The 19,889-nt window shown below is 40.2% G+C and carries 17 protein-coding genes and 1 pseudogene; 2 read left to right on the top strand and 16 right to left on the bottom strand.

Annotated features, from left to right (window positions below; genetic code table 11):
- Positions 1-77 precede the first annotated feature (77 nt).
- Positions 78-935, bottom strand: coding sequence for an alpha/beta hydrolase (locus P5Y91_RS02340; RefSeq protein WP_070586458.1), 858 nt, complete (start codon positions 933-935; stop codon positions 78-80).
- Positions 922-2,214: a PTS transporter subunit EIIC gene (locus tag P5Y91_RS02335; RefSeq protein ID WP_277838873.1), complete on the bottom strand. Its 1,293-nt coding sequence runs from the start codon at positions 2,212-2,214 to the stop codon at positions 922-924. Before P5Y91_RS02335 ends, P5Y91_RS02340 begins: the two co-directional genes overlap by 14 nt.
- A 298-nt stretch (positions 2,215-2,512) precedes the next feature.
- Between P5Y91_RS02335 and P5Y91_RS02330 the strand changes: the two genes are divergently transcribed.
- Positions 2,513-3,901, top strand: a complete 1,389-nt coding sequence (locus tag P5Y91_RS02330; protein WP_277838872.1) for an MFS transporter — start codon at positions 2,513-2,515, stop codon at positions 3,899-3,901.
- A gap of 158 nt (positions 3,902-4,059) precedes the next feature.
- On the opposite strand, the gene P5Y91_RS02325 is transcribed toward P5Y91_RS02330, so the two are convergent.
- From P5Y91_RS02325 to P5Y91_RS02315, 3 genes are all read right to left on the bottom strand, one after another.
- Entirely contained in the window at positions 4,060-4,635 is a 576-nt protein-coding gene (locus P5Y91_RS02325) for an NADPH-dependent F420 reductase (protein ID WP_277838871.1), read from the bottom strand.
- A gap of 292 nt (positions 4,636-4,927) precedes the next feature.
- Positions 4,928-5,695: an alpha/beta hydrolase gene (locus P5Y91_RS02320; protein ID WP_277838870.1), complete on the bottom strand. Its 768-nt coding sequence runs from the start codon at positions 5,693-5,695 to the stop codon at positions 4,928-4,930.
- A 249-nt stretch (positions 5,696-5,944) separates the two neighbouring features.
- On the bottom strand, positions 5,945-6,796 hold the full coding sequence (locus P5Y91_RS02315; protein WP_277838869.1) for a VOC family protein: 852 nt from the start codon (positions 6,794-6,796) through the stop codon (positions 5,945-5,947).
- A gap of 175 nt (positions 6,797-6,971) precedes the next feature.
- Here P5Y91_RS02315 and P5Y91_RS02310 point away from each other — a divergent pair, with 175 nt between their 5' ends.
- Complete coding sequence (locus P5Y91_RS02310) at positions 6,972-7,667, top strand: VIT1/CCC1 transporter family protein (RefSeq protein WP_045759197.1); 696 nt, start codon at positions 6,972-6,974, stop codon at positions 7,665-7,667.
- A gap of 29 nt (positions 7,668-7,696) precedes the next feature.
- On the opposite strand, the gene P5Y91_RS02305 is transcribed toward P5Y91_RS02310, so the two are convergent.
- From P5Y91_RS02305 to P5Y91_RS02255, 11 genes and pseudogenes are all read right to left on the bottom strand, one after another.
- The gene (locus P5Y91_RS02305; RefSeq protein ID WP_004219679.1) at positions 7,697-8,236 is read right to left on the bottom strand and encodes an NADPH-dependent FMN reductase; all 540 of its coding nucleotides are present in this window, start codon (positions 8,234-8,236) and stop codon (positions 7,697-7,699) included.
- Between the two features lie 304 nt (positions 8,237-8,540).
- Positions 8,541-9,599 (bottom strand): Rpn family recombination-promoting nuclease/putative transposase, encoded by a 1,059-nt coding sequence (locus P5Y91_RS02300; protein ID WP_070673787.1) that lies wholly within the window; start codon positions 9,597-9,599, stop codon positions 8,541-8,543.
- A 249-nt stretch (positions 9,600-9,848) separates the two neighbouring features.
- Positions 9,849-10,772, bottom strand: coding sequence for an L-lactate dehydrogenase (locus P5Y91_RS02295; RefSeq protein ID WP_277838868.1), 924 nt, complete (start codon positions 10,770-10,772; stop codon positions 9,849-9,851).
- A gap of 153 nt (positions 10,773-10,925) precedes the next feature.
- A pseudogene (locus P5Y91_RS02290) lies at positions 10,926-11,150 on the bottom strand (hypothetical protein); the annotation flags it as partial.
- Between the two features lie 2 nt (positions 11,151-11,152).
- Positions 11,153-12,076 carry an Rpn family recombination-promoting nuclease/putative transposase gene (locus tag P5Y91_RS02285; protein ID WP_277838866.1) on the bottom strand — a complete coding sequence of 308 codons (924 nt, stop codon included), beginning with the start codon at positions 12,074-12,076 and terminating at the stop codon, positions 11,153-11,155.
- Between the two features lie 115 nt (positions 12,077-12,191).
- Complete coding sequence (locus P5Y91_RS02280; RefSeq protein ID WP_277838864.1) at positions 12,192-13,793, bottom strand: type I restriction-modification system subunit M; 1,602 nt, start codon at positions 13,791-13,793, stop codon at positions 12,192-12,194.
- A gap of 21 nt (positions 13,794-13,814) precedes the next feature.
- Positions 13,815-14,108 (bottom strand): helix-turn-helix domain-containing protein, encoded by a 294-nt coding sequence (locus tag P5Y91_RS02275; RefSeq protein WP_021144391.1) that lies wholly within the window; start codon positions 14,106-14,108, stop codon positions 13,815-13,817.
- Positions 14,098-14,463, bottom strand: coding sequence for a type II toxin-antitoxin system RelE/ParE family toxin (locus P5Y91_RS02270; protein WP_048789179.1), 366 nt, complete (start codon positions 14,461-14,463; stop codon positions 14,098-14,100). Before P5Y91_RS02270 ends, P5Y91_RS02275 begins: the two co-directional genes overlap by 11 nt.
- A 315-nt stretch (positions 14,464-14,778) precedes the next feature.
- Positions 14,779-15,975 (bottom strand): HAD family hydrolase, encoded by a 1,197-nt coding sequence (locus P5Y91_RS02265; protein ID WP_277838863.1) that lies wholly within the window; start codon positions 15,973-15,975, stop codon positions 14,779-14,781.
- Between the two features lie 16 nt (positions 15,976-15,991).
- Complete coding sequence (locus P5Y91_RS02260) at positions 15,992-17,212, bottom strand: restriction endonuclease subunit S (protein WP_277838862.1); 1,221 nt, start codon at positions 17,210-17,212, stop codon at positions 15,992-15,994.
- Positions 17,205-19,886, bottom strand: a complete 2,682-nt coding sequence (locus P5Y91_RS02255; protein WP_277838861.1) for a DUF4062 domain-containing protein — start codon at positions 19,884-19,886, stop codon at positions 17,205-17,207. The genes P5Y91_RS02260 and P5Y91_RS02255 overlap by 8 nt, the downstream gene beginning before the upstream one ends.
- Positions 19,887-19,889: the final 3 nt, after the last annotated feature.

Raw genomic sequence — 19,889 nt, 5'->3', positions numbered from 1 at the left:
TCCTATAGTCTCCCTTATTTTCATACTGATCTTCATTATACTAAAAAAAAGGTGAGGAAGGAATCCCTTCTTCACACTTAGTTTATTTTATTCGGTTTGGCTCGACGATCGGTTTGACTTTCAATATGCTCTTTCACCAAGGCAACCACCTCATCATTGGTTGGAAGGTCCGAGTGCTGTGCATCTTCCCCCGTCACCGTAATCTCCGTATAGCTAGCTGCTTGGTTTTGGTAGATATATTTCCCAGCAGAAACACTGGCATCTGGGACCAACTCATCTGAATCATAGGTAATGGTCCCTGCTACTGAATACATATGGAGGGTTGTGGGGATAGCTTCTTTTCCCTTGATAAAATCGGCCAACATCTCAGATTTATTTTTGATATTGGTCTCCGTGAAATTGTAGGGAGTCCCGATGGTCATGAGGGTCTTGAGATCCACATCGTAATCCCCCAGGTAATTTTCAATAAAGGCTGTATAAATCAAGCCACCGTTGGAATGACCCAAGCCCTTAAAATTATTAAAATTATATTTTTCTTGAAGGGCTTCGAAGGCTTGATTAAATAGTTTAGCTTGCTTTTTAATGTTGCTATAGCCATCTTTGTTGTTTTCAAAACCAACCACAATTACTGGCTCATTGTCCTTGGCATCAATACTTCCACTATAGGTGATATGCCCATCATTCCAAACTTTGACCTTGAGCAGGCTGTGTTTGGTTCCTTGGCGGTCTTGGTTGAGCTTGGTCACCAAGCCATCAAAGCGGTTCTCTGTCGCTGAGCTTCCCGGGATCATGATGATGGGAGACAATTTTGAATTATAAAATTTCTCGATTCTTGAAACATTGGTCCGAGTCCAGCTATAAGAAGGAATGGCTAAAGCGATCAAGAAAAGACTGACCAAAGTAAGGACGATTGCTGTCTTTTTAGATGGCTTCATCGCTTTCTCCTTTCACTTTTAAATCTTTTCGGATACGATTTCCCATGCGGACAAATGGTAGATAAAGGAGCACATCGACGGCAAAACAAAATATACTGACAGCTAAGGCTCTCAGACTACCTCCTGTTCCAATAAAGGCATAGAGAAGGCTAGGAGTCCCGTCTGGCACTGGATAGACGGCTGCTGGCATCAGTTTGAGGCACAAAGCTAGAGCTGCTATCGCCATATTCACCAAAGGGATCAACAAGAAAGGAATCACATAAAGCAGGTTGAGAAGGACCGGTATCCCTACCATGAAAGACGCCCCGTTGTTAAAGAGACTTGGAAATAGACTGAGAAAACTGACTTTCTTGTCCTTTTGACTTCGTGAAACCAATAAGATTGCAACCAAAAGCGCTAGGACAGCGCCGACACCAGCCACCAGACCAAAACTGCGGTACAAATTGGTCAAGGTATAGAGATGAGGAATGCCTGTCGTTGTATGATGCGTCACAGCGTAGGTGAGATTTTCCAAAGCAAAGTTATCATCCGCAATTGAGTTCAAGGCAAAGGATTGACTATTACCAAACCAAGCAGATAGCCCACTAAATAGTCCCATGACAAAGGTGGACAGGAGATGATGACTGCTTACCGTTAGAGAAGCCAAGAACTGTTGGATAGTCTGAAAAATATTAAATTGGTTCCCGAGAACCAAAAGAAGATTGAGGCTAACCCCTAGAACCAAGGACAAGAAAATGGGACGCACAGTCTTGGGCTGATAGATAAAGTCTTTGTCCACAATCTGATCGTCACTGGCTTTAGATAGCCGAAAGATCTGTCCGATTAGATAGCCTAAAAAAATCGCTAAGACGATATTGATCGTCGCAGGTAAGTTGATACGCGTCAGTTGCCCGTCATGGAGGGGGCCCACCAACAATTCCTGAGAGCCTACTATTAGACTGGCCAAAAGAGCTGTCACTCCAGCTGTCCCTGTACTTCTACCATAGTGCCCAGCTGTGTATTTTCCAGCGAAGTAGGTCGCTAACGGTCCAGCTAGACCTCCTAGAAAGTTGGAAATATTACCGAGGACCTGGCTGATGGCCTGATCCCATGGCAACCAGCTATCCATCGAAAAAAGCTGATGGATATAGCCTCGATCGGAGAAGACCGATAAGGCGATCACCCGAATGATTCCTGAAAATAGAAAAAAAGGAAATAAGGAAACCAGGGTTTTCTGGGAAATTTGAATCAAACTTTTTTCTCGTAACCAGAAAAACTTCTGGACTAAATACTTGGTCATGGCGCCCCCTATTGGTGTGTTCACGTTGCTTACTTTCTTCTTATTATACCATACTGGCGAGCCTTTCCTTTCGTTTGGAGAAGCATCGTCTTTTGAGAATGCTGTTAATATTTTCAAAACTTTTCAAAAACTCTTTGACAGGGGTCTTCATTTCCTCTATACTATTTGTTAGCTAACAAAACGATGGATCAGGTTACCGTTGGTCTTGCTATGCTACCTGACGGAAAATCAGATCTTTACCATGATTTTTATACCATAGTCCATATCTTTAGGAAGATTTAGGAGGAATCAGACACCGATGTCACAAGAAAAAATTTCAGCCAAGGTCCTATACGCTATTTTTGCAACAGGGATCCTTTCCTTTTGCGGGGTGGCTGGAGAAACTGCCATGAATATCACCTTCCCAATATTGATGAAGGAATTTGAGATCAATACCGCAACCGTCCAGTGGGTCACCACCATCTATCTTCTAGTGGTTGCCTGTGTAGTCCCCTTATCTGCCTACCTCAAACGCTCCTTCAAAATGAAGTCCATCTTTTTAGTTGGAAATCTTCTGTCTGTTTTAGGTGTTCTCATTGACTTCCTAGCTCCAAGTTTTGGCTTTGTGGTTTTGGGTCGATTGGTTCAAGGAATGGGGGTTGGTTTTGCTCTTCCTCTGATGTTTAATATCATTTTAGAGCAGGTCCCAAAACGCAAGATCGGTCTCATGATGGGAGTGGGGACCCTAATTACAGCCATCGCTCCCGCCATTGGGCCTACTGTCGGTGGTCTCTTGACTGCTAACTTCGGCTGGCGCTCCATCTTTTTGGTTCAATTCCCGATCCTTCTAGCTTCGCTAGTTGCAGGGCTTCGCTCCATCGAACAAATCAGTACAGTCAAGCGGGAAACGCTTGATATCATGAGCCTTCTCGCTATTATTGCTTCATTTTTAGGCTTGATTTTAGGCATTCACGGACTCTCTGACCATGCTTTCTTTAGTTTTTCTGTCCTTGGTTGGCTGGTGATTGGGTTCTTGGGACTGGTTCTCTTAGTTCGGCGGTCCAATCAGTTAGAGACTCCCATTATCAACCTTGCCATCTTAAAGAACCATCTCCTTACTGGCCATGTTCTTGCCTTTTTCACTTTCCAATTAGGATCTCTGGCCATGAGTTTCCTCTTGCCCAATTATGTCCAATTGGTCAACCACTCGAGCACCACGCTTGCAGCCTTGATGCTACTTCCAGGAGCCATCATTGGAGCAGGTTTTGCTCCTTTCTCCGGTCTCATTCTAGATAAACTAGGCGCCCGCAAACCAATTCTCCTTGGAGCTGGTTTGATCCTTCTGGCTCATTTCTTCTTCACACTCTTTGGCTTGAAGTTATCAAATGTCTTGATTCTTGTCTTTTACATGATCTTCATGACCGGTATGGGTCTGGCCTTCGGCAATATCATGACCAACGGACAAAAACAACTCTCTCTGGAAGAGCAACCCGATGCGAACGCGATCTTTAACACTCTGCAACAATTTGCAGGCGCTGTCGGAACAACCCTGGCTTCGCTGATCGTTGCTATGAGCCAAGCCAATCAAAAGATGGACTTCACCCAAGCAACTGCTAAAGGAAGCCGCAACGGTTTTATGGTCCTATTTGCCTTAGGCATCTTCCAACTCCTTCTCTTATTTTGGGTGGTGGGAAAAGATAATGAGTAACTTACCTAAACAAAACATGTCTAACTTTCTAAAATCCTTGTGATGACCGCAATTAAATAAACTATTTCTTCGTAGCTAAAAAACTACTAATTAAGAAAAAGGAGCAAGACAGAACGACTTCTATTCAAATCGTTTTGTTTTGCTCCTTTTTGATTCCATTATTTAATAACGGCAAAACCAGCAGTCCAATTAAGTTGTTCGCGAGCTGCGAGGGTAATTTGCAAGAATCCCATAGCTTCCAATTCACGGGCACGTTTAAGAGCTCCTGCATCAATAGTATTCAAGCCACCTTCTTGGATGTATCCGGCTACAATATCTTTTGCTTCTTGATCATCTGATGCCAATTGAACGGTAGTCGTTTCTTTACCAGCAACGGATTTTGTAGCGAGTGTTGCTGCAAAAGTTGTATTGAATCCTTTTACCACACGTGCTTCTGGGATCAACTTAGCAATTTCTTCTGCTGCAGAACTGTCAACTGGTGTGACCAATTCATCCATATTTTCAAAGTTAACTGGATTGGAAATGTCAACTAAGATTTTACCTGTGAGAGCCTCTTTGTTGGCTTCAATGATACTTGGTACAGCTGCGTAAGGTACAGCTAGAACAACTACATCTCCTGCAGGTCTTGCCAACCCTTCTTTACCTACAAAATCGACTTGATGTCCACCTGAAGTGAAGACGCTTGCGATTGCTTGTCCCATATTTCCTTGTCCAAAAATTGTAATGTTTGCCATAATGTTTTCCTCTTTCTTCTTTTATCATTGTTTAAATTTCTTTAAACGATTCCTATTCTATACTCTCGTTTCTCTTTACGTTATGATCCGCAACATCGTATCTGAGAGGCATCAATTGCAATGACTAAATTCATATTCACCCCTTCCGTTGTAATCTAATTGATTACAATAACCAGTATACCACTTTTCAATGTAATGTCAATAGTTACATCTAAATTTTTTAAAAAAATTTTTTAACTGTGTTTTTTACTTATATGAACTAAAAAACTAGCCATTTTTCTAGCTAGTTCCATCATTTTTTCAAAAAATCTGTAAATGCGGAGAGCGCAACTTCTTTAAAATGGGAGTCAATTCGATGTCTCCCGCCTTCTACAGTAATCAATATTGCATTTGGTATTGTTTCTTGGGCTTCTTTTGCATAATGGTAAGGTGCAGTCGTGTCTGCTGTTCCCTGAACAATCATGGTTGGTGTTGAAATTTCTTTCTGTTTAGCTGTAATATCAATTGCTAACGCATCCTTAATATAAATACTTCCTAAGCTTGCATTGTGATGAGTAAGCTTTTCAGGAATCGCATTGATAGCCGGACTTCCTAGATTTTCATAAGTCTCTTTTACATCGTCAAATAGTACAAACGCCGGGAAAATCAAAAGCAACTTATGCACTCGATCAGGATGATCAGCTGCATAAAGGCTTGTGACCACACCACCTTGGCTTGTTCCCATCAGATTCATCTGCGTAGCATCCATAGCTGCTAACTGATCAACCACTTTTGATAAATCACGCAACTCCGTCGTTACTGACATATTTAGCATATCCTCTCCTCCACTCTTGGTTCGTGGACTGCCACCAAAAAAATCAAACCTGTAAACCACAAAACCAAGCTTCGCAAAATACTCCGCAAAACTATCATACTGCTCTAGAGTCGCATTAAAGCCATGGGACATAATAATAGTGGGCAACTTCTTTGATCGGTAATCCTTAGGTGCTGTTATCACCCCATATAGGTTCTTATCTTCATAAGATACTTTGTAGGTTTCTATAGTAATCGCATTTGTCATTTGTGTACTCTTCTCTGTAATATTGGTTTCTCCATATCTAGTCCATATTACAACAGCTACCAAGCTAAGAAAGATTCATAATCCTATGCTCCATACATATTTCATAGATTTTTCCTATCGTTTTAATGTATTCTAGTGATATTATCATTTAATTTCAATTAACTGCCATCAATTTTTTTCATTCCTAATTTTCTATCCATTGAAAATTAGTTGCTACATCATTTGCACTATGTCCTGGTCAAAATACCGTTATCCTTTCCGCACTCGCGTTAGAATGCCATCAGGATCCTCAAAGGTGAATTCATTGGAGGTCACCCAGCTGACAGGAGCGCCATTTCCTTTTGCCCTCTCTGCTATGGCAACCAAGTCATCTTTGTTTGCCACTTCAACGACGTAATAAGCAAGGCCAGGCCTATCTTTGTCACGCTTAGCTAAATTTTTCCCACTCCATTCATTGACAGCTAGGTGATGGTGGTAATCTCCTGAGGCAATCCAGCTGGCAGATGGAATGGTGAACTTATCCGATAATTCCAACACCTTTTGGTAAAAGACTGATGCTACTTGACTATCTCTCACAGAGAGGTGGATATGTCCCATGCGGGTATCGGGCGCTATCTGGAATGGCTCCACCTTGCGCCCCATGTCATAAATTTCTTGAGCAGAGAGTTCCTCTGTCACCCCAATGATGCGACCATCCTCACGAATATCCCACTCCACCACTGGCTTATCCCGGTAGAGCTCAATGCCATTGCCCTCTGGATCTTCCAGATAGAGGGCTTCACTGTAGCCATGGTCCGCAGCCCCGACAAAGGGATAGTCCAGCTCAGCCATATGTTTGAAGACATCCGCCAAGTCCTCCCGACTAGGTAAGAGAATGGCCATGTGATAGAGACCATAGCTAGCCTTAACAGCCTCCGTCCGATCCGTTTGGATGAGATGGACCAAGGGCTGGCCTCCAGCTCCAAGAAGGACCTCCGCCTCCGTCTGAGACAAAACCTCCAAACCCAAAATTTGGGTGTAAAAAGCGGTCTGGCGTGCCAGATCTTTCACATTAAGTACTGCTTCTGCCAAGTAAATCTTGCTATGATAGGCGTAAGTCATCTTCTTCCTCCAAGTTGTAACTTTATATGTTACATTATATCTCTTTTTGTTGTAATGTCAAACGTTACAACTTAGTTTCCATTAAATTGTCGAACTTTTATCATTTGAGTTGAAATCCTTGCTTTCTTTTCAAGATTTATTTATAATCATTCTAAATAAGATAAAGGAGATAAGTATGACTGAAATAAAACATGGAGTAGATGAATCATTTAACGACCGCTTGAATATCTTGAGAGCTGCTGTTCTCGGAGCTAATGATGGGATCATTTCTATTGCTGGGGTGGTGATCGGGGTAGCCAGTGCCACACCAAACATCTGGATCATTTTTCTTTCTGGCTTATCGGCTATTCTGGCAGGTGCCTTTTCGATGGCGGGCGGTGAGTATGTCTCTGTTTCCACACAAAAAGACACGGAAGAAGCCGCTGTTAACCGCGAGCAAGCCTTGTTGGATCGCGATCCAAAGTTAGCTAGAGAATCTCTCTACCATGCTTATCTTCAAAATGGAGAATGCGAAACTTCCGCAAAGATTTTGACAGAACGGGCATTTCTGAAACATCCTCTCAAAGCCCTGGTTGAAGAGAAATATGGTATCGAATACGAGGAGTTTACCAATCCTTGGCATGCTGCTGCATCTAGCTTCCTTGCTTTTTCTGTTGGTTCCCTTCCTCCAATGCTCTCGATCATTCTCTTTCCAACTGCCTATCGCATTCCGGTGACGGTCTTCGTTGTTGGACTATCCTTAATCTTCACTGGCTATACCAGTGCGAAACTGGGAAAAGCACCAACCAAGCAAGCCATGCTTCGCAACCTCATCATTGGACTTCTCACCATGGGTGTGACCTACTTCTTCGGGCAACTCTTTAGTATCTAAAAAGCTGAGACTTCTGTCTCAGCTTTTTCTTATGCTTCTAATAGATCTTGTGCTTGTTTTTTCAGTCCTTCCACTGCTTCGTCCGTCAAGATTAATTCACCTGTTCCCCAGGCTTCTGGGTTTACGGTTGTTCCAGTGAACTCTCCAACTACTTGAGTTCGAACGAATGGCAAAAGCGCTTGGTATGCCGCAAACATTGGTTCGTGTCCAGCATTGGCAACTGAAGAAACCGTTACGATCTTGTCTTGAAGGGCAGATGGACCACGAGTTTCTGACAGGTCAAGGGCACGGCTAAGCCAGTCGATCAGGTTTTTCACTACACCTGGAATAGCAAAGTTATAGACTGGCGAGAAGATCCAGATGGCATCCGCAGCAAGGACTGCATCACGCGCTGCTTGCACTGCTGGTAAGGTTGGCGTTTCCAAATCTTGGTTCATCATTGGGATGTCTTTGTAGTCCAAGTAAGTCACTGTTGCTTTTCCTTCAAGAAGGCTTTCTGCTTTCTTAGCCATTTGGTGGTTAAAAGATCCTTGACGAAGAGATCCGACAATAAATAAAATGTTTTTCATAGTTGCTTCCTCTTTCTGTTGTAAGATTATTTATTACAATAGCTATTATACAGGATCACAATGTAATATCAAGGATTACAACTCGTATTTTTAAACTTCTATTCCAGTTCACTAGGTGAGGAGCAAGAGGAGTGAGAAAAAAAGGTTGGATAAAAGTTTCCAACCTTCAATAAATCATAACCGTATAAATCTGTAGAGGATCAAGATCCAAAAATAACGAACTCCTGACGATCTTTACAATCCATTTTAGAACTACTTTTTTATAAGCAAGGTAATTCTCAAGCCCCAAATTCTGTTCGCGCTACTACTCCTCGTTAGACGAATCCGTAGCCAACATTTTTTTGATGGATTCGCTGGATAAATCCGTCATTTCAGCAATCATCTCAATACTCATCCCCTTCAAAGATAGTTTTTGAATCAGAGACTGCTGACCAGCTTGAACTCCCAACTCCATGCCTTCTTGTCTGCCTTGTTCCAATCCCTGTTCGAGACCACGCTCGAGTCCTTGTTCGAGACCTTGTTCTAAACCTTGTTCAAGACCTTGTTCGAGTCCCTGTTCGAGTCCCTGTTCAAGACCTTTTTTCAACCCTTTCTGAAAACCGGCTTCCAGTTGTTCTTTCCGAAAGGTATCCATGCTCATTTCCCAATTTTCTCTGATACGAATCCGTTCATCAATCATTTCTTTTTCCTCCCTTGTCCAATTTGATGGGATCAGGAGTGATTCTGCCTGCTCGATCACTTGATCTGGTTGATGACTGAATGGGCGATTGCCAAAAAATTCAAGCCATTGTCTCCAGTGAGCATTCAACTCCGTATCTCTACTTTCATTATACTTATCCAACTCTAAAAAGGCAACCTTTAACATATTATGAGCTACTCCATCCTTTCGAGAGCTATAAAGAGGTGTCCCATCTACTGTATGGCGCATTTCATAGACATTGACAGGTGAATCTAAATGAGGAAAAATACTTCGCTCCAGGATAGCGATCCCATAGACCGGCTCCAGCTCCTGGTACATAGAATGGGTTGCCCCTTTCTTTCGCTTGCGTTGGACATTTTCTACCAGTTGATTGGCTAAATAATAGTGAAAACGATTCAAGAAATACTCTTGCTTCAAAACTTGAATCTCAATGATGACTTCAAGCCCACTATCTAGTCTTGCTCTCACATCAACAGATGTTTCAAAAGGAAGATCTCCTAAAAACCCCTGCTCATGGATCTGGTCTCCTTCTAAAATCTCAACGGACTCTACTGGCAGATCCAAGACTTCGCGGATGAATTTCGCTGTCACATCCGGCAGACTAAAAATCTTTTTCGCCATTAAATCCAAGGTGGGCGATACATACTCATGTCGTTTTTTCATAGCAACCTCCAATGATTTCGTGTAGGGGATCCCCTCACTTATACCATTCGAATAAATTGCAGAAAAAGAGGCTGGGACAAAAGTCCTAGCCTCTCAATTATTTTTGGATTATCGAGCAAGACGCAGTAGTTGAGTGGGCTCTACTACGCTGATTTCATCAGCTTTTACAGCCCTACTCAACTGTGCGGAGGTGGGACGACGAAATCGAATTCTAACGAATTACCGATTTCTGTCCCACTCTCTTTGCTTTTATGCATGCTCCAATCCTTTTCGCGTGTTTTCCTTGATAGTTTCGGCTGAATGGAGCAATTTTTCTTTTTCTTCTTCTGTCAAATGCAAGTCCAATCGTTCAAGAATTCCTTTTCGACCTACAATTGCTGGGTAGCCAAGATAGGTTCCATATTCTGGACGATAGTTAGACACTGGCATTTCCTCGTGGCTATCATTGATCACAGCTTCTGCCAAGCGTTGGGCTGCCGCAGCAATCCCAAAATTGGTATAGAATTTGCCAAAGAAGACCGTGTGGCCACCGCGCAAGGACTCGTAGTTAATGGCGTCCAGCTCTTCTTGAGAGAAGAGATCGGTAATAGCATGTCCTTTGACACGGACCTGACTCCAAGCGACAAATTGAGAATTTCCATGCTCACCAAGGTTATAGCCTGATACACTAGCAGGAGAAACCTGCAAGCGATCAGCGACGGCACGCTTCATGCGCGCTGTATCCAGCAAGGTCCCTGTCCCAATCACCTGCTCTTTTGGAAGGCCGGTATATTGTTGATAGAGTTGAGTAACCGCATCGACCGGATTGGTCACTACCAATAAGACCCCGCTAAAGCCAGAAGTCTTCAAATCACGCGCCACTTGCACCACTTGCTTGCTAGTAAAAGGAAGCTCCGCAAAACGGTCATCAGTGTTATTCGCCTGTAACTCGATATTTCCAAGAGTCGACACCACAACATCCGCATCTTTTAAAGCCGCGTAGTCATTGACCGTGATATGAACCGGATAACCTGTATTGGCAACTGTATCACAGAAATCCAAGGCATCTGCCTTGACCTTTTTCTCATTGGTATCAATCAAGACCAAGTGATCACAGGTGTGTTTCAAAATCATGCTGTGGGCCAAGGTCGCACCCACATGCCCCAAACCAATAATACCAATTTTTCTTGTCATCAGAATCCTCTTTTCTAGTATCGATCACACTGTTGGTGAGGATAGCTCTTTGTTGACTCTATTCTACCACAATTCTAGAAAGGCGGATTGAAAAAATGGGAAAATTTTCAAGTTTTTTCAAAAAATAAAAGAGGCACTGCCTCTTTTAACGACTCAGGAAAGAAGAGTCTCAATCTCTTCAAGCGACAAACCTGTCATCTCCGATATCAGATCAGGTGTCATTCCTCGTGAGATCATCTCGCATACCAACTGTTTACGACCTTGTTCCAGACCTTCTTCACGCGCTTCGTCTATAGCCGTCTCCAGGGTCATATCATAATTTTCTTGAATACGAATCCGCTCGTCTATCATGGTCTTCTCCTCCTTGGTCCAGCTAGATCTTACACTAACATAGATTTGATCTCCTCCAGCGACAAACCCGTCATATCTGAGATCAGTTCAGGTGTCATTCCTCGTGAGATCATCTCGCATACCAACTGTTTACGACCTTGTTCCAGGCCTTGTTCCAAGCCTTGTTCTAAACCTTGTTCCAGACCTTGTACTAGACCTTCTTCGCGCGCTTCATCAATCGCTGTCTCCAGGGTCATATCATAATTTTCTTGAATACGAATACGCTCGTCTATCATGGTCTTCTCCTCCTTGGTCCAGCTAGATGAATCTAATAATGAATCTGCATGGGCGACAGCCTGACTGGGAGCTTTTGTGAAGGGAAGATTCCCAAAAAATTCCAGCCACTGTCTGCCTGCATCTGTCAGGTTCTCATCTTTATTATACTTGTCTAGCTCTAAAAAGGCAACCTGCAGAAGATTTTGGTGCTTACCGTTTTTATAATAGGCCTTGAGCTGCTTGCCGGACCGGCTATTGGTCAGCCAGTATTTATTGATGGCGGCCTCTTCGTCCAGCAAGAGCGACTTCTCCAAAATCGCAATCCCATAGACTGGCTCCATCTGCTCGTACATCTTATGTGTCTGGCCTTGCTGGCGCAATTTTTGCACATTCTCCACCAGCTGATTGGCCAAATAATAATGGAACCGATTCAAGAAATACTGCTGCTTGCGAATCTGGATCTCGATGATCACCTCGGTCCCATCGTGGAGCTTGGCTCTCACATCCACCGCAGTGGAGAACAAGTCATCTTCCTCATAGGCCATGCTGTGGGGCTGGCTTCCTTCCACAATCTGAGCGTCTGCCACATCCAGCTCCAAAATATCTCGAATAAATGCTGCCGTCACCTCCGGCAAACTAAAAATCTTCTTGGCCATGATATCCAAGGTCGGCGATACATGCGCGTGTCTTTTCTGCATCCCTGCTCCTTTCCGATAAAAAATAGAGGGAAGGTCCCTCTACTTCTATTATTCGAAAAAAATTTGAGAAATAGCGAATAAAGTACCCTTTACCTACTCCCTATCTCCTCACACCCTAGCCCTTAAACTCTTGGACAAATTTCTTGAGTTCGGCATCGGCTTCTGGTGTCGTTCCATGAAGCTGGCTGAGCATGTCTAGAAGAGAGGCTGTCTGGGTTTCAATAGTGGCGTTGGTTTGGTTGATCTTAGCCACGATATCAGTCAATGGCTCTACTTCTTCTTCCTCAAAGGTGTCCACATAGCGTGGGATATTGAGGTTGTAGTCATTCTCGACAATCTCCTCGAAGCTAGCCAGATGGGCAAACTTATCCATGTCCTCTCTGCTCTTATAGGCCTTGAGGATCTTCTCGATATGGGCATCCGTCATGATGTTCTGGTTCTTGCCCTTGTCAAATTCCTTAGAGGCATCAATAAAGTATACGTCCCGATTGGTCCGGTTCTTTTTGAGAATGATGACCGTCGTTGGGATGCTAGTATTGAAGAAGATATTGGCAGGTAGACCTATCACGGTATCAATGGCCCCTTCTTCCAGCAAGGCCTTGCGAATGGTTCCTTCAGCATTGCCACGGAAAAGGACTCCGTGAGGAAGGACGATGGCCATCACACCATTGTCTTGTTTCAAGTGATAGTAACCGTGCAAGAGAAAGGCGAAGTCTGCCTTGGACTGAGGCGCCAGCTTGCCAAATGGGGAGAAACGAGGATCTTGGAGGAAACCAGAGCTTGCAGACCACTTAGCTGAGTAAGGTGGGTTCATAAGGACCCCATCAAAGTTGGTCGGCTCCTGGGTCGGCCAGTCTTCATCCAAAGTATCGGCATTGTGCAGGAACTGGTTTTCCACCGGAACCCCGTGTAGGATCATGTTCATCCGAGCCAGGTTATAGGTAGAGGTATTGAGCTCCTGACCAAAGTACTGGACGGTTTGAGGCTGGTGAGAATACTTCTTGGCATTGAGCAAGAGGGAGCCTGATCCCATGGTGGCATCGTAGATGGTAAAGCCCTGCACGTCTTCACGCCCTAAAAAGGCAATCTGGGTCATAAGCTTGGCTACAGGCTGGGGCGTATAGAACTCTCCTGCTTTCTTACCAGAGTCGGTCGCAAACTGACCGATCAAGTACTCGTAAGCATCCCCAAGCATATCGCCCGCATGACCTGCCACATCTAGCACTGCCAATTCTTTCATAACGGCAGCCACTAGCTGGTTTTGCTTTTGAGGAGTGGCACCTAGTTTTTTGGAGTAGAGATCAATGTCCTCAAAGAGATTCTCATAGAGGTCATCACTTTGCTCGATGTCTCGGAAGCCCTGAGCTAGATCTTCCAGCTGGAAGGTCCCTTCATTGACCCGGTCCACCAAGGCCGTAAAGGTCAAGTCTGGCTTGATGACATAGTTGAGCTCATCAGTGATGACAGAGATTAAGTCCTCTTGAGAGTCAGGATCCTCATAGTAGGACCGGTAAAGCGCCAAGGCTTCATCCAGACTCTCTGTCTCCTCCTCCATGGTCTCCGCCACGAAGAAGAGCAACTTATCTGAGAGGTACTTGTAAAAGATCATCCCCAAGAGATAAGACTTATAGTCATTGGCATCCATCTTAGAGCGGAGCACGTCCGCTGAGTTCCACAGGGCTTGGTAGAGCGACTGGGAGGTTTGTGTTGTTTCCATAATAGTTCTTTCTGATTTCTTTTAGACCTTTTCTTGTTCCAGTGGGACGACGGCGAGGGTCTTGCCTAGACTGGCTAAGACTTTTAAAACCGTGTCCAATTGAGGACTGGTCTTTCCTGTCTCCATCCGAGCGATGACCGGTTGGCTGACCCCACTGAGTTCTTCTAGTTTCTTTTGGCTAATGCCCTTTTCATGCCGAGCCTCGATCAGCTCAGTCATAATCGCGACCCGCAGATCACTTTCCAGGATTTCTTCCTTGGTAAAGAGCTCTGCTCTCACATCTTTCCAATTACTGCCGATGGCACTATTCTTCATCTCTTAGCCCTCTTTCCTTCAAATCTTGCAACTCCCTCTTGGCTTTCTCAATCTCTCGTCTAGGTGTCTTTTGTGTCTTTTTGACAAAATGATGCAGTAAGACAAAGCTCCCATCCAGCCAAGCCACGAATAAAATCCGATCCCGCAAGGGTCTCAACTCCCAGATCTCCGCATCCAGATGCTTGATGTAGGGCTGGCCAGCACGGGTTCCCTGCTGGCTCAAAAGTTCAATATAGTCGTTGAGCTTGTTGAGTTTGATCCGGCTGTCCTTGCTATCGTGACGAGCTAGCTCCCTCATATAGTCCAAGACCGGTTGATTCCCCTGTTTATCCTTATAAAAATAAATAGCGTGCACAAAGCAACCTCTTTTCGAATTTATTATAACTCTAAAGTTATTAAAAGTAAATACTTTTAAGTAATTAAATACTAAGGAGCGTCCTTTGAAAGAATCAAAGGGGCTCACTTATACTATTCGAAAAAGTGTGTGCTTATGGATACTGATAAGGAAATTATTTGAAGGTTAGATAAACATATCTTTCAAGAGTTTCTTTTTGAAGTTCATTCAACTAATAAATTTGCAAAATTTTACGCCGCAGTTGAGATATCAATTTTCTCTAGTTTTATAAAATCATTCTCCGTCAAAACCTACCTAACAATTCTCATCTACAATTTATGATTCAAATTTTTGTTGAATATTTTCAACTTTGTCTCTAATTAACTCATCAGTATTGCTACCAAGTTGTTCAATTAGATACTGGTAAAACTTTCTAATATCTGGATCATTTAAAATATGCCATACCTGTGTATTTTCCAGTGCAATCTCTAAGAGGTCTTCTAATTCTTCATACTTCCAACTAGTGTATTTTGATAATTTCTCAACTAAAGCATGAGTATTTTTGAAACTACCACTACTTTCTAATGAGTTGATTAAATCTAATTTCTCTTGCTCTTCTTTTGGTTTGGCTTGTTCAATAGCTTCTTTTTGATTATTGTACTTTTTCTCATACAGTTTTTCATTGTATACAGTTTTATCAATAATCAATTTTACTAGTTCGTCAAGTTCACTCCCCTCTGAATAATCTGCAGGAGCAAAATAAGAAATACGATTATCTCTCATCATTTTATAGACCTTATTCTTTGCTTTTAGTTCATCTTTTTCATCTGGATTAAAAACTCCGACAGAATAACCACCTTGAGAATTCACCAATTTCATACAAGGAATATCTGTGTCGCTGTCACCCAGATAAATCATATTTCGAAATGGAACTCTGATTTCGTCAGGAGCGAAAGAATCATTAACCGCTTCATCATTCACGTCAAGGACACCCTTTGAGATACGAAAAAGAAACTGTGTCTTATTAGTATAATTCACTACTTGAGCAGGCCAAACAGCAACTCCATCATCATCAAAATAGAAAGAAGTTGCGTACAGTTCTTTAAACTCTTTTGCAATTGAAGTTCCTTCTATCATCTCTTTTAAACCTGAAGATATAATATAATGCTCGACAATGATTCCTTTATCAGCCCCATAGTCTCTTATGCGTTTAAACCAATCCTCTACTCCTGGAAAAAGTGCAACCTGAGATCCATACTCAGCTAACTTCTCTTTTGTAAAAACAATCTGACCACGAGCTTTTTTCTTCATGGTATACATATAAGCAAGGTTTTTATCCATATTATTTGCTGTAGCACGACCATTTGACTCCTTCCAGAAATCACCAATCATGTCGCTGCCTTCCGGTTGTACTGTTTGGATATATCCTTGAGCCTGCATATCATCTGGAGAAAGTGTCTTATCAAAATCATAACAAAGTGCTATAACCGGTTTGTCTGTTTTCTTTTCACGTTTAAAAGTTGTGTCTGGCATATTTAGCCCCTTTCAGTTAAATAAACATATCCTGCAAGAGTTTCTTTTTCAGTGTTTCTATCTGAGAAATTTTTTCTTGGTAAGAATTGATAAAGTTATCGATATTAGAGAAATAGGAGCCTATGGCTTGTTGTTCTTCAAGGGATGGAATCCTAACTGGCATAACTAAAAAATCCTCTGGATGAATACGCTTTGCTTTTCGGGAACCATTCGCGATTAAGCCCTGATATTCATAGAAACCTCTTCTCATCACATACTCAAGTAAAAATTTAGAATCAATGTTTTGAATATCAAAACTTGGTAAATCCAATGTTGACTGATACCCATCAAGTTCATTCGGGATAATTCCAAATGCTTGATTTTGAAAATCTAGTTTACTGTATATGAACTGTCCAGCTTTGCGAACAAAGTATTGCGTATTCGAGCTACCAGCATATTTCTCTTCCTTTTCTATAACTCCCTTTCCCCAAAGTTTAACAGTAATTTTTTTTGCAGTTAGACCTGTGTCGCCTGAAATTCTACTTTCAGTTAGATAAGGTTCTAAAGTATCTTTTTTCCACTCCCCCTCAAATCCATCCAAACGAATCTCAGGGACAGACTGTCCAGCTTTGGGAAACATTTTTGAGAGCATGGTTACCTTGAGAGATTGGTAGTTAGCGAGATTGTCCTTGTAGCTAGCCAGAAGGTCATCGAAGGTGCGAAAAAGGGAACCGATGACGGATTGTTCGTGGTAGGATGTCATGCCAATCTTCCACTCTCCATATTCTTTCCCATTAACCCCTGGTTGACCTGACCGTTGAGAAGTGATTTCAATAAATTGCTTATACTTATCAGTAAGCGTCTGTTGAAAAACAAAATTTCCGTCAAATGAATCACATAATCTTGCTCTAATTAAGAATCCAGCATAATAGACTTCACCATCTGATTCTCTATAAAGATATGTTTTACCAACACTTGCACCAGTACGTGCGAATAGGAGGTCATTCTTCTGCAATTTATAGTTTTCATAGTCCTCTTCAGTAAAATTGATATCTGGAGAACTAAGTTTATCAGTTAAAAATAATCTAGAAGAATCATCTATATCTGTAATTCTAAGATATTTATGAATACCATCAAAATCCTTTGCAGCAGCATTTAAACCATATTCGATAGAATTTGATATTTCACCAAGTATTATATATTTCCACTTATCATTAAAATTCATAAATCTAATTTTGGGAATTTTAAAACTATTCATTAAAATTTTCCATTCTATATTCATTTGCATACTTAATTACTAAATAATGATTATCTAATTTTGCCTTCTCTATAATATATTCTTTATAATCACCATTTGAAATAATTTTATCTATATTTTTTACAATAACTAGCTTGATATCGGAGCTAGAACAATCCATCATATTTGATAATTGATTTAATATAATCTGTTTAACTATTTCATATTTAGTTAGTTTAATCAACAAATCTGTTGCATTCATCTTAATATTTCTAGAATAATGTTTGGTCATGTTTAAACAAAAATAAGTACAAAACATAATAAATTCATTATTCGTAGAAAATTTATCAAATTCGAAAATTATTTGTAGGAATGACATTAGCCTCTTAATTTCAAATATATTTTCATCAGATAGCTTGAGTATATCGTTAATAACTAGATTATAGTTTCCATCACAAATACTTTTCAATACATTCAGTTGAATAGACAAAATAATTGGATTTTCATCAGTTAAATCGCTATGTACTAGCAATGTATTTCCATTTGATTGAAATACATCGATTAGTTTCTCCCAATTATATCTATGAGGCTGAGAATAATAAATGAGAAATAAAAGATTAAAAGCAGAAAATTTATCTTTTAAAAATTGATTATCAGAAATAATAGTTTCTCTACAAACATCAACTAATTTATTAAAGAGAGTTTTAGATAAAATTACATTGTCTATCTTAATAACATTAAATATAGTTTGAAAATTATTTACTCCATAAGATTCAAAGATTCCGTCCTTACCTTGTGTTTTGTTATAAGTAATTATATCGTCAATAAAACCGCTAATATATTTTTCAGGAGAAGCATCATGTTCTAATTCAAATTTAACTTTTTCTTCTAATGCGGAATTACTTTCTCTAATATTATTTAATAATTCAGTATTATCAATGCTAGAACTCTTTAGAAATCGAATAACAGCATCTCCATAATTCCCATGTATATTTTCTTTATCACCATTTTTAAAATAATCAACAACTTTTTCCTGAATCTTATCAGGTAGACCACTAAAGTCAATGAGAGATAGTAGAGAAAACGAACTATCATAAAAACGAATCAAATTTTTTTCAAAGATTGTATCTAGAATAACAATAATATCCAAATAGTTAGATCTATTGACTATTTTTTTTAAAGCCTCAAATATTGGCTTTTCTAAATTCAATTCACTATTATCTTGATTCAACCATTTTATAACTTCACCTTTGAATTCAATAAGACTTGAGTTTAATTTAAATTCATCAAAGTAATCAGAAAAATATCGCAGTAAATAACATAAGGAGCGTAGCCGATTATTTTGAAATTCGATATTACGGATCATTTTTAAAGCAAATTCAATCTCTTCTGGTCCAATAATTCCTATTATTGATTCAGATTTTAGTATATAACTTGCCAATTCTTTATCAGAAGTTGTTATAGCTAATCCAAATAATTCTATCTTAAACTCATAATCATCATACATTCCTACAAGTGTTCTTAATAATTCTTTCATCAAAATTTTGACGCGTTTTAGATGGGTAATAGAACCATAGCTAAGAGATAATAGGAATGACTCCGATATCCATTGAAATACACCAACATTACATAGATTATAATTTCTTACAGATTCTAAATAAGTATTATCAACATAAAATTTATTAATCTTCTCGAAAAACAAAGTTTCTTTTCTATCTAACAACGGAAAATAAATAGGCTCTTTTGAGTTGTCTATAAATTCTTGTCCACTATTTTTTCTCAACCAATAATTTTCGTACTCTCCTTTTTCATTTTGAATATTTCTTAAATCTATTGCTAAATTATTAACTAACCATATCGGAATACTACTATTATCAGCTGATTTCTTTATATTTTCAGATAAATTGGATATTGCACCATCTAGATCACCATTAAAGTATGACTTTAAAGTAATGAATCTTTGTGTTAAAAAGTCTTTTAATTCCTCTTCAGCTTTTGAAATAAAATGCTCCTCTAGAAAGTCAAAATTAATATCTTTGGATTTATTTTTATTAAAAATAAATTGGAAAAACTTTATTATCTCCTGCTCAATGTCTGATAATTTATTCTCATCTTGTGAAAAGTTCAACTGAAACACTTTGAAAAGATATTCACATAATACTTTTGATTCTTTTGAAATATCAAGAATTGTTGAAGAATACTTATCTATAGTGATGTCAGAAATTTTGTAATCAACAGTATCACTATTTCTATAACGATAATAATAAATAATATCTCTAGTAATTGATTCAATTGCTATTTCCGGAATCTGATCGAACACAGGTATTTCTGTATATTTTTCTTTTGCATAAAGATCTTCCTGCAATTGAGTATTATCACTAGAATTTTCAGTACAAAAGAAATATAAACATTTTTTATTATGCTTTTTTGCAGTGTCAATTTCCTTTAAAACTGAGGGACTGATTCCATCTTCATTATCAATGATGATCAAGCAGACGTCACAAGACTTTACATGATTTACATAAAATTCCTCCGATTTAACACTGCGACTTCCCTCTTCTTCATAACAAATTGAATTCATTAAGGGCGAATCATTAATGAATTTAGAGAGTCTTTTACGCATCTCTCTATACTTCCCATCGCATTTAGAACTAATAAAAACTATAATCGGATTTTTTACCTTATTCGTACTCATTTC

The sequence above is a fragment of the Streptococcus taoyuanensis genome, assembly GCF_029589235.1.
In the GTDB taxonomy this organism is placed as follows: domain Bacteria; phylum Bacillota; class Bacilli; order Lactobacillales; family Streptococcaceae; genus Streptococcus; species Streptococcus taoyuanensis.
This window is presented reverse-complemented; position numbering and strand designations above follow the sequence as displayed.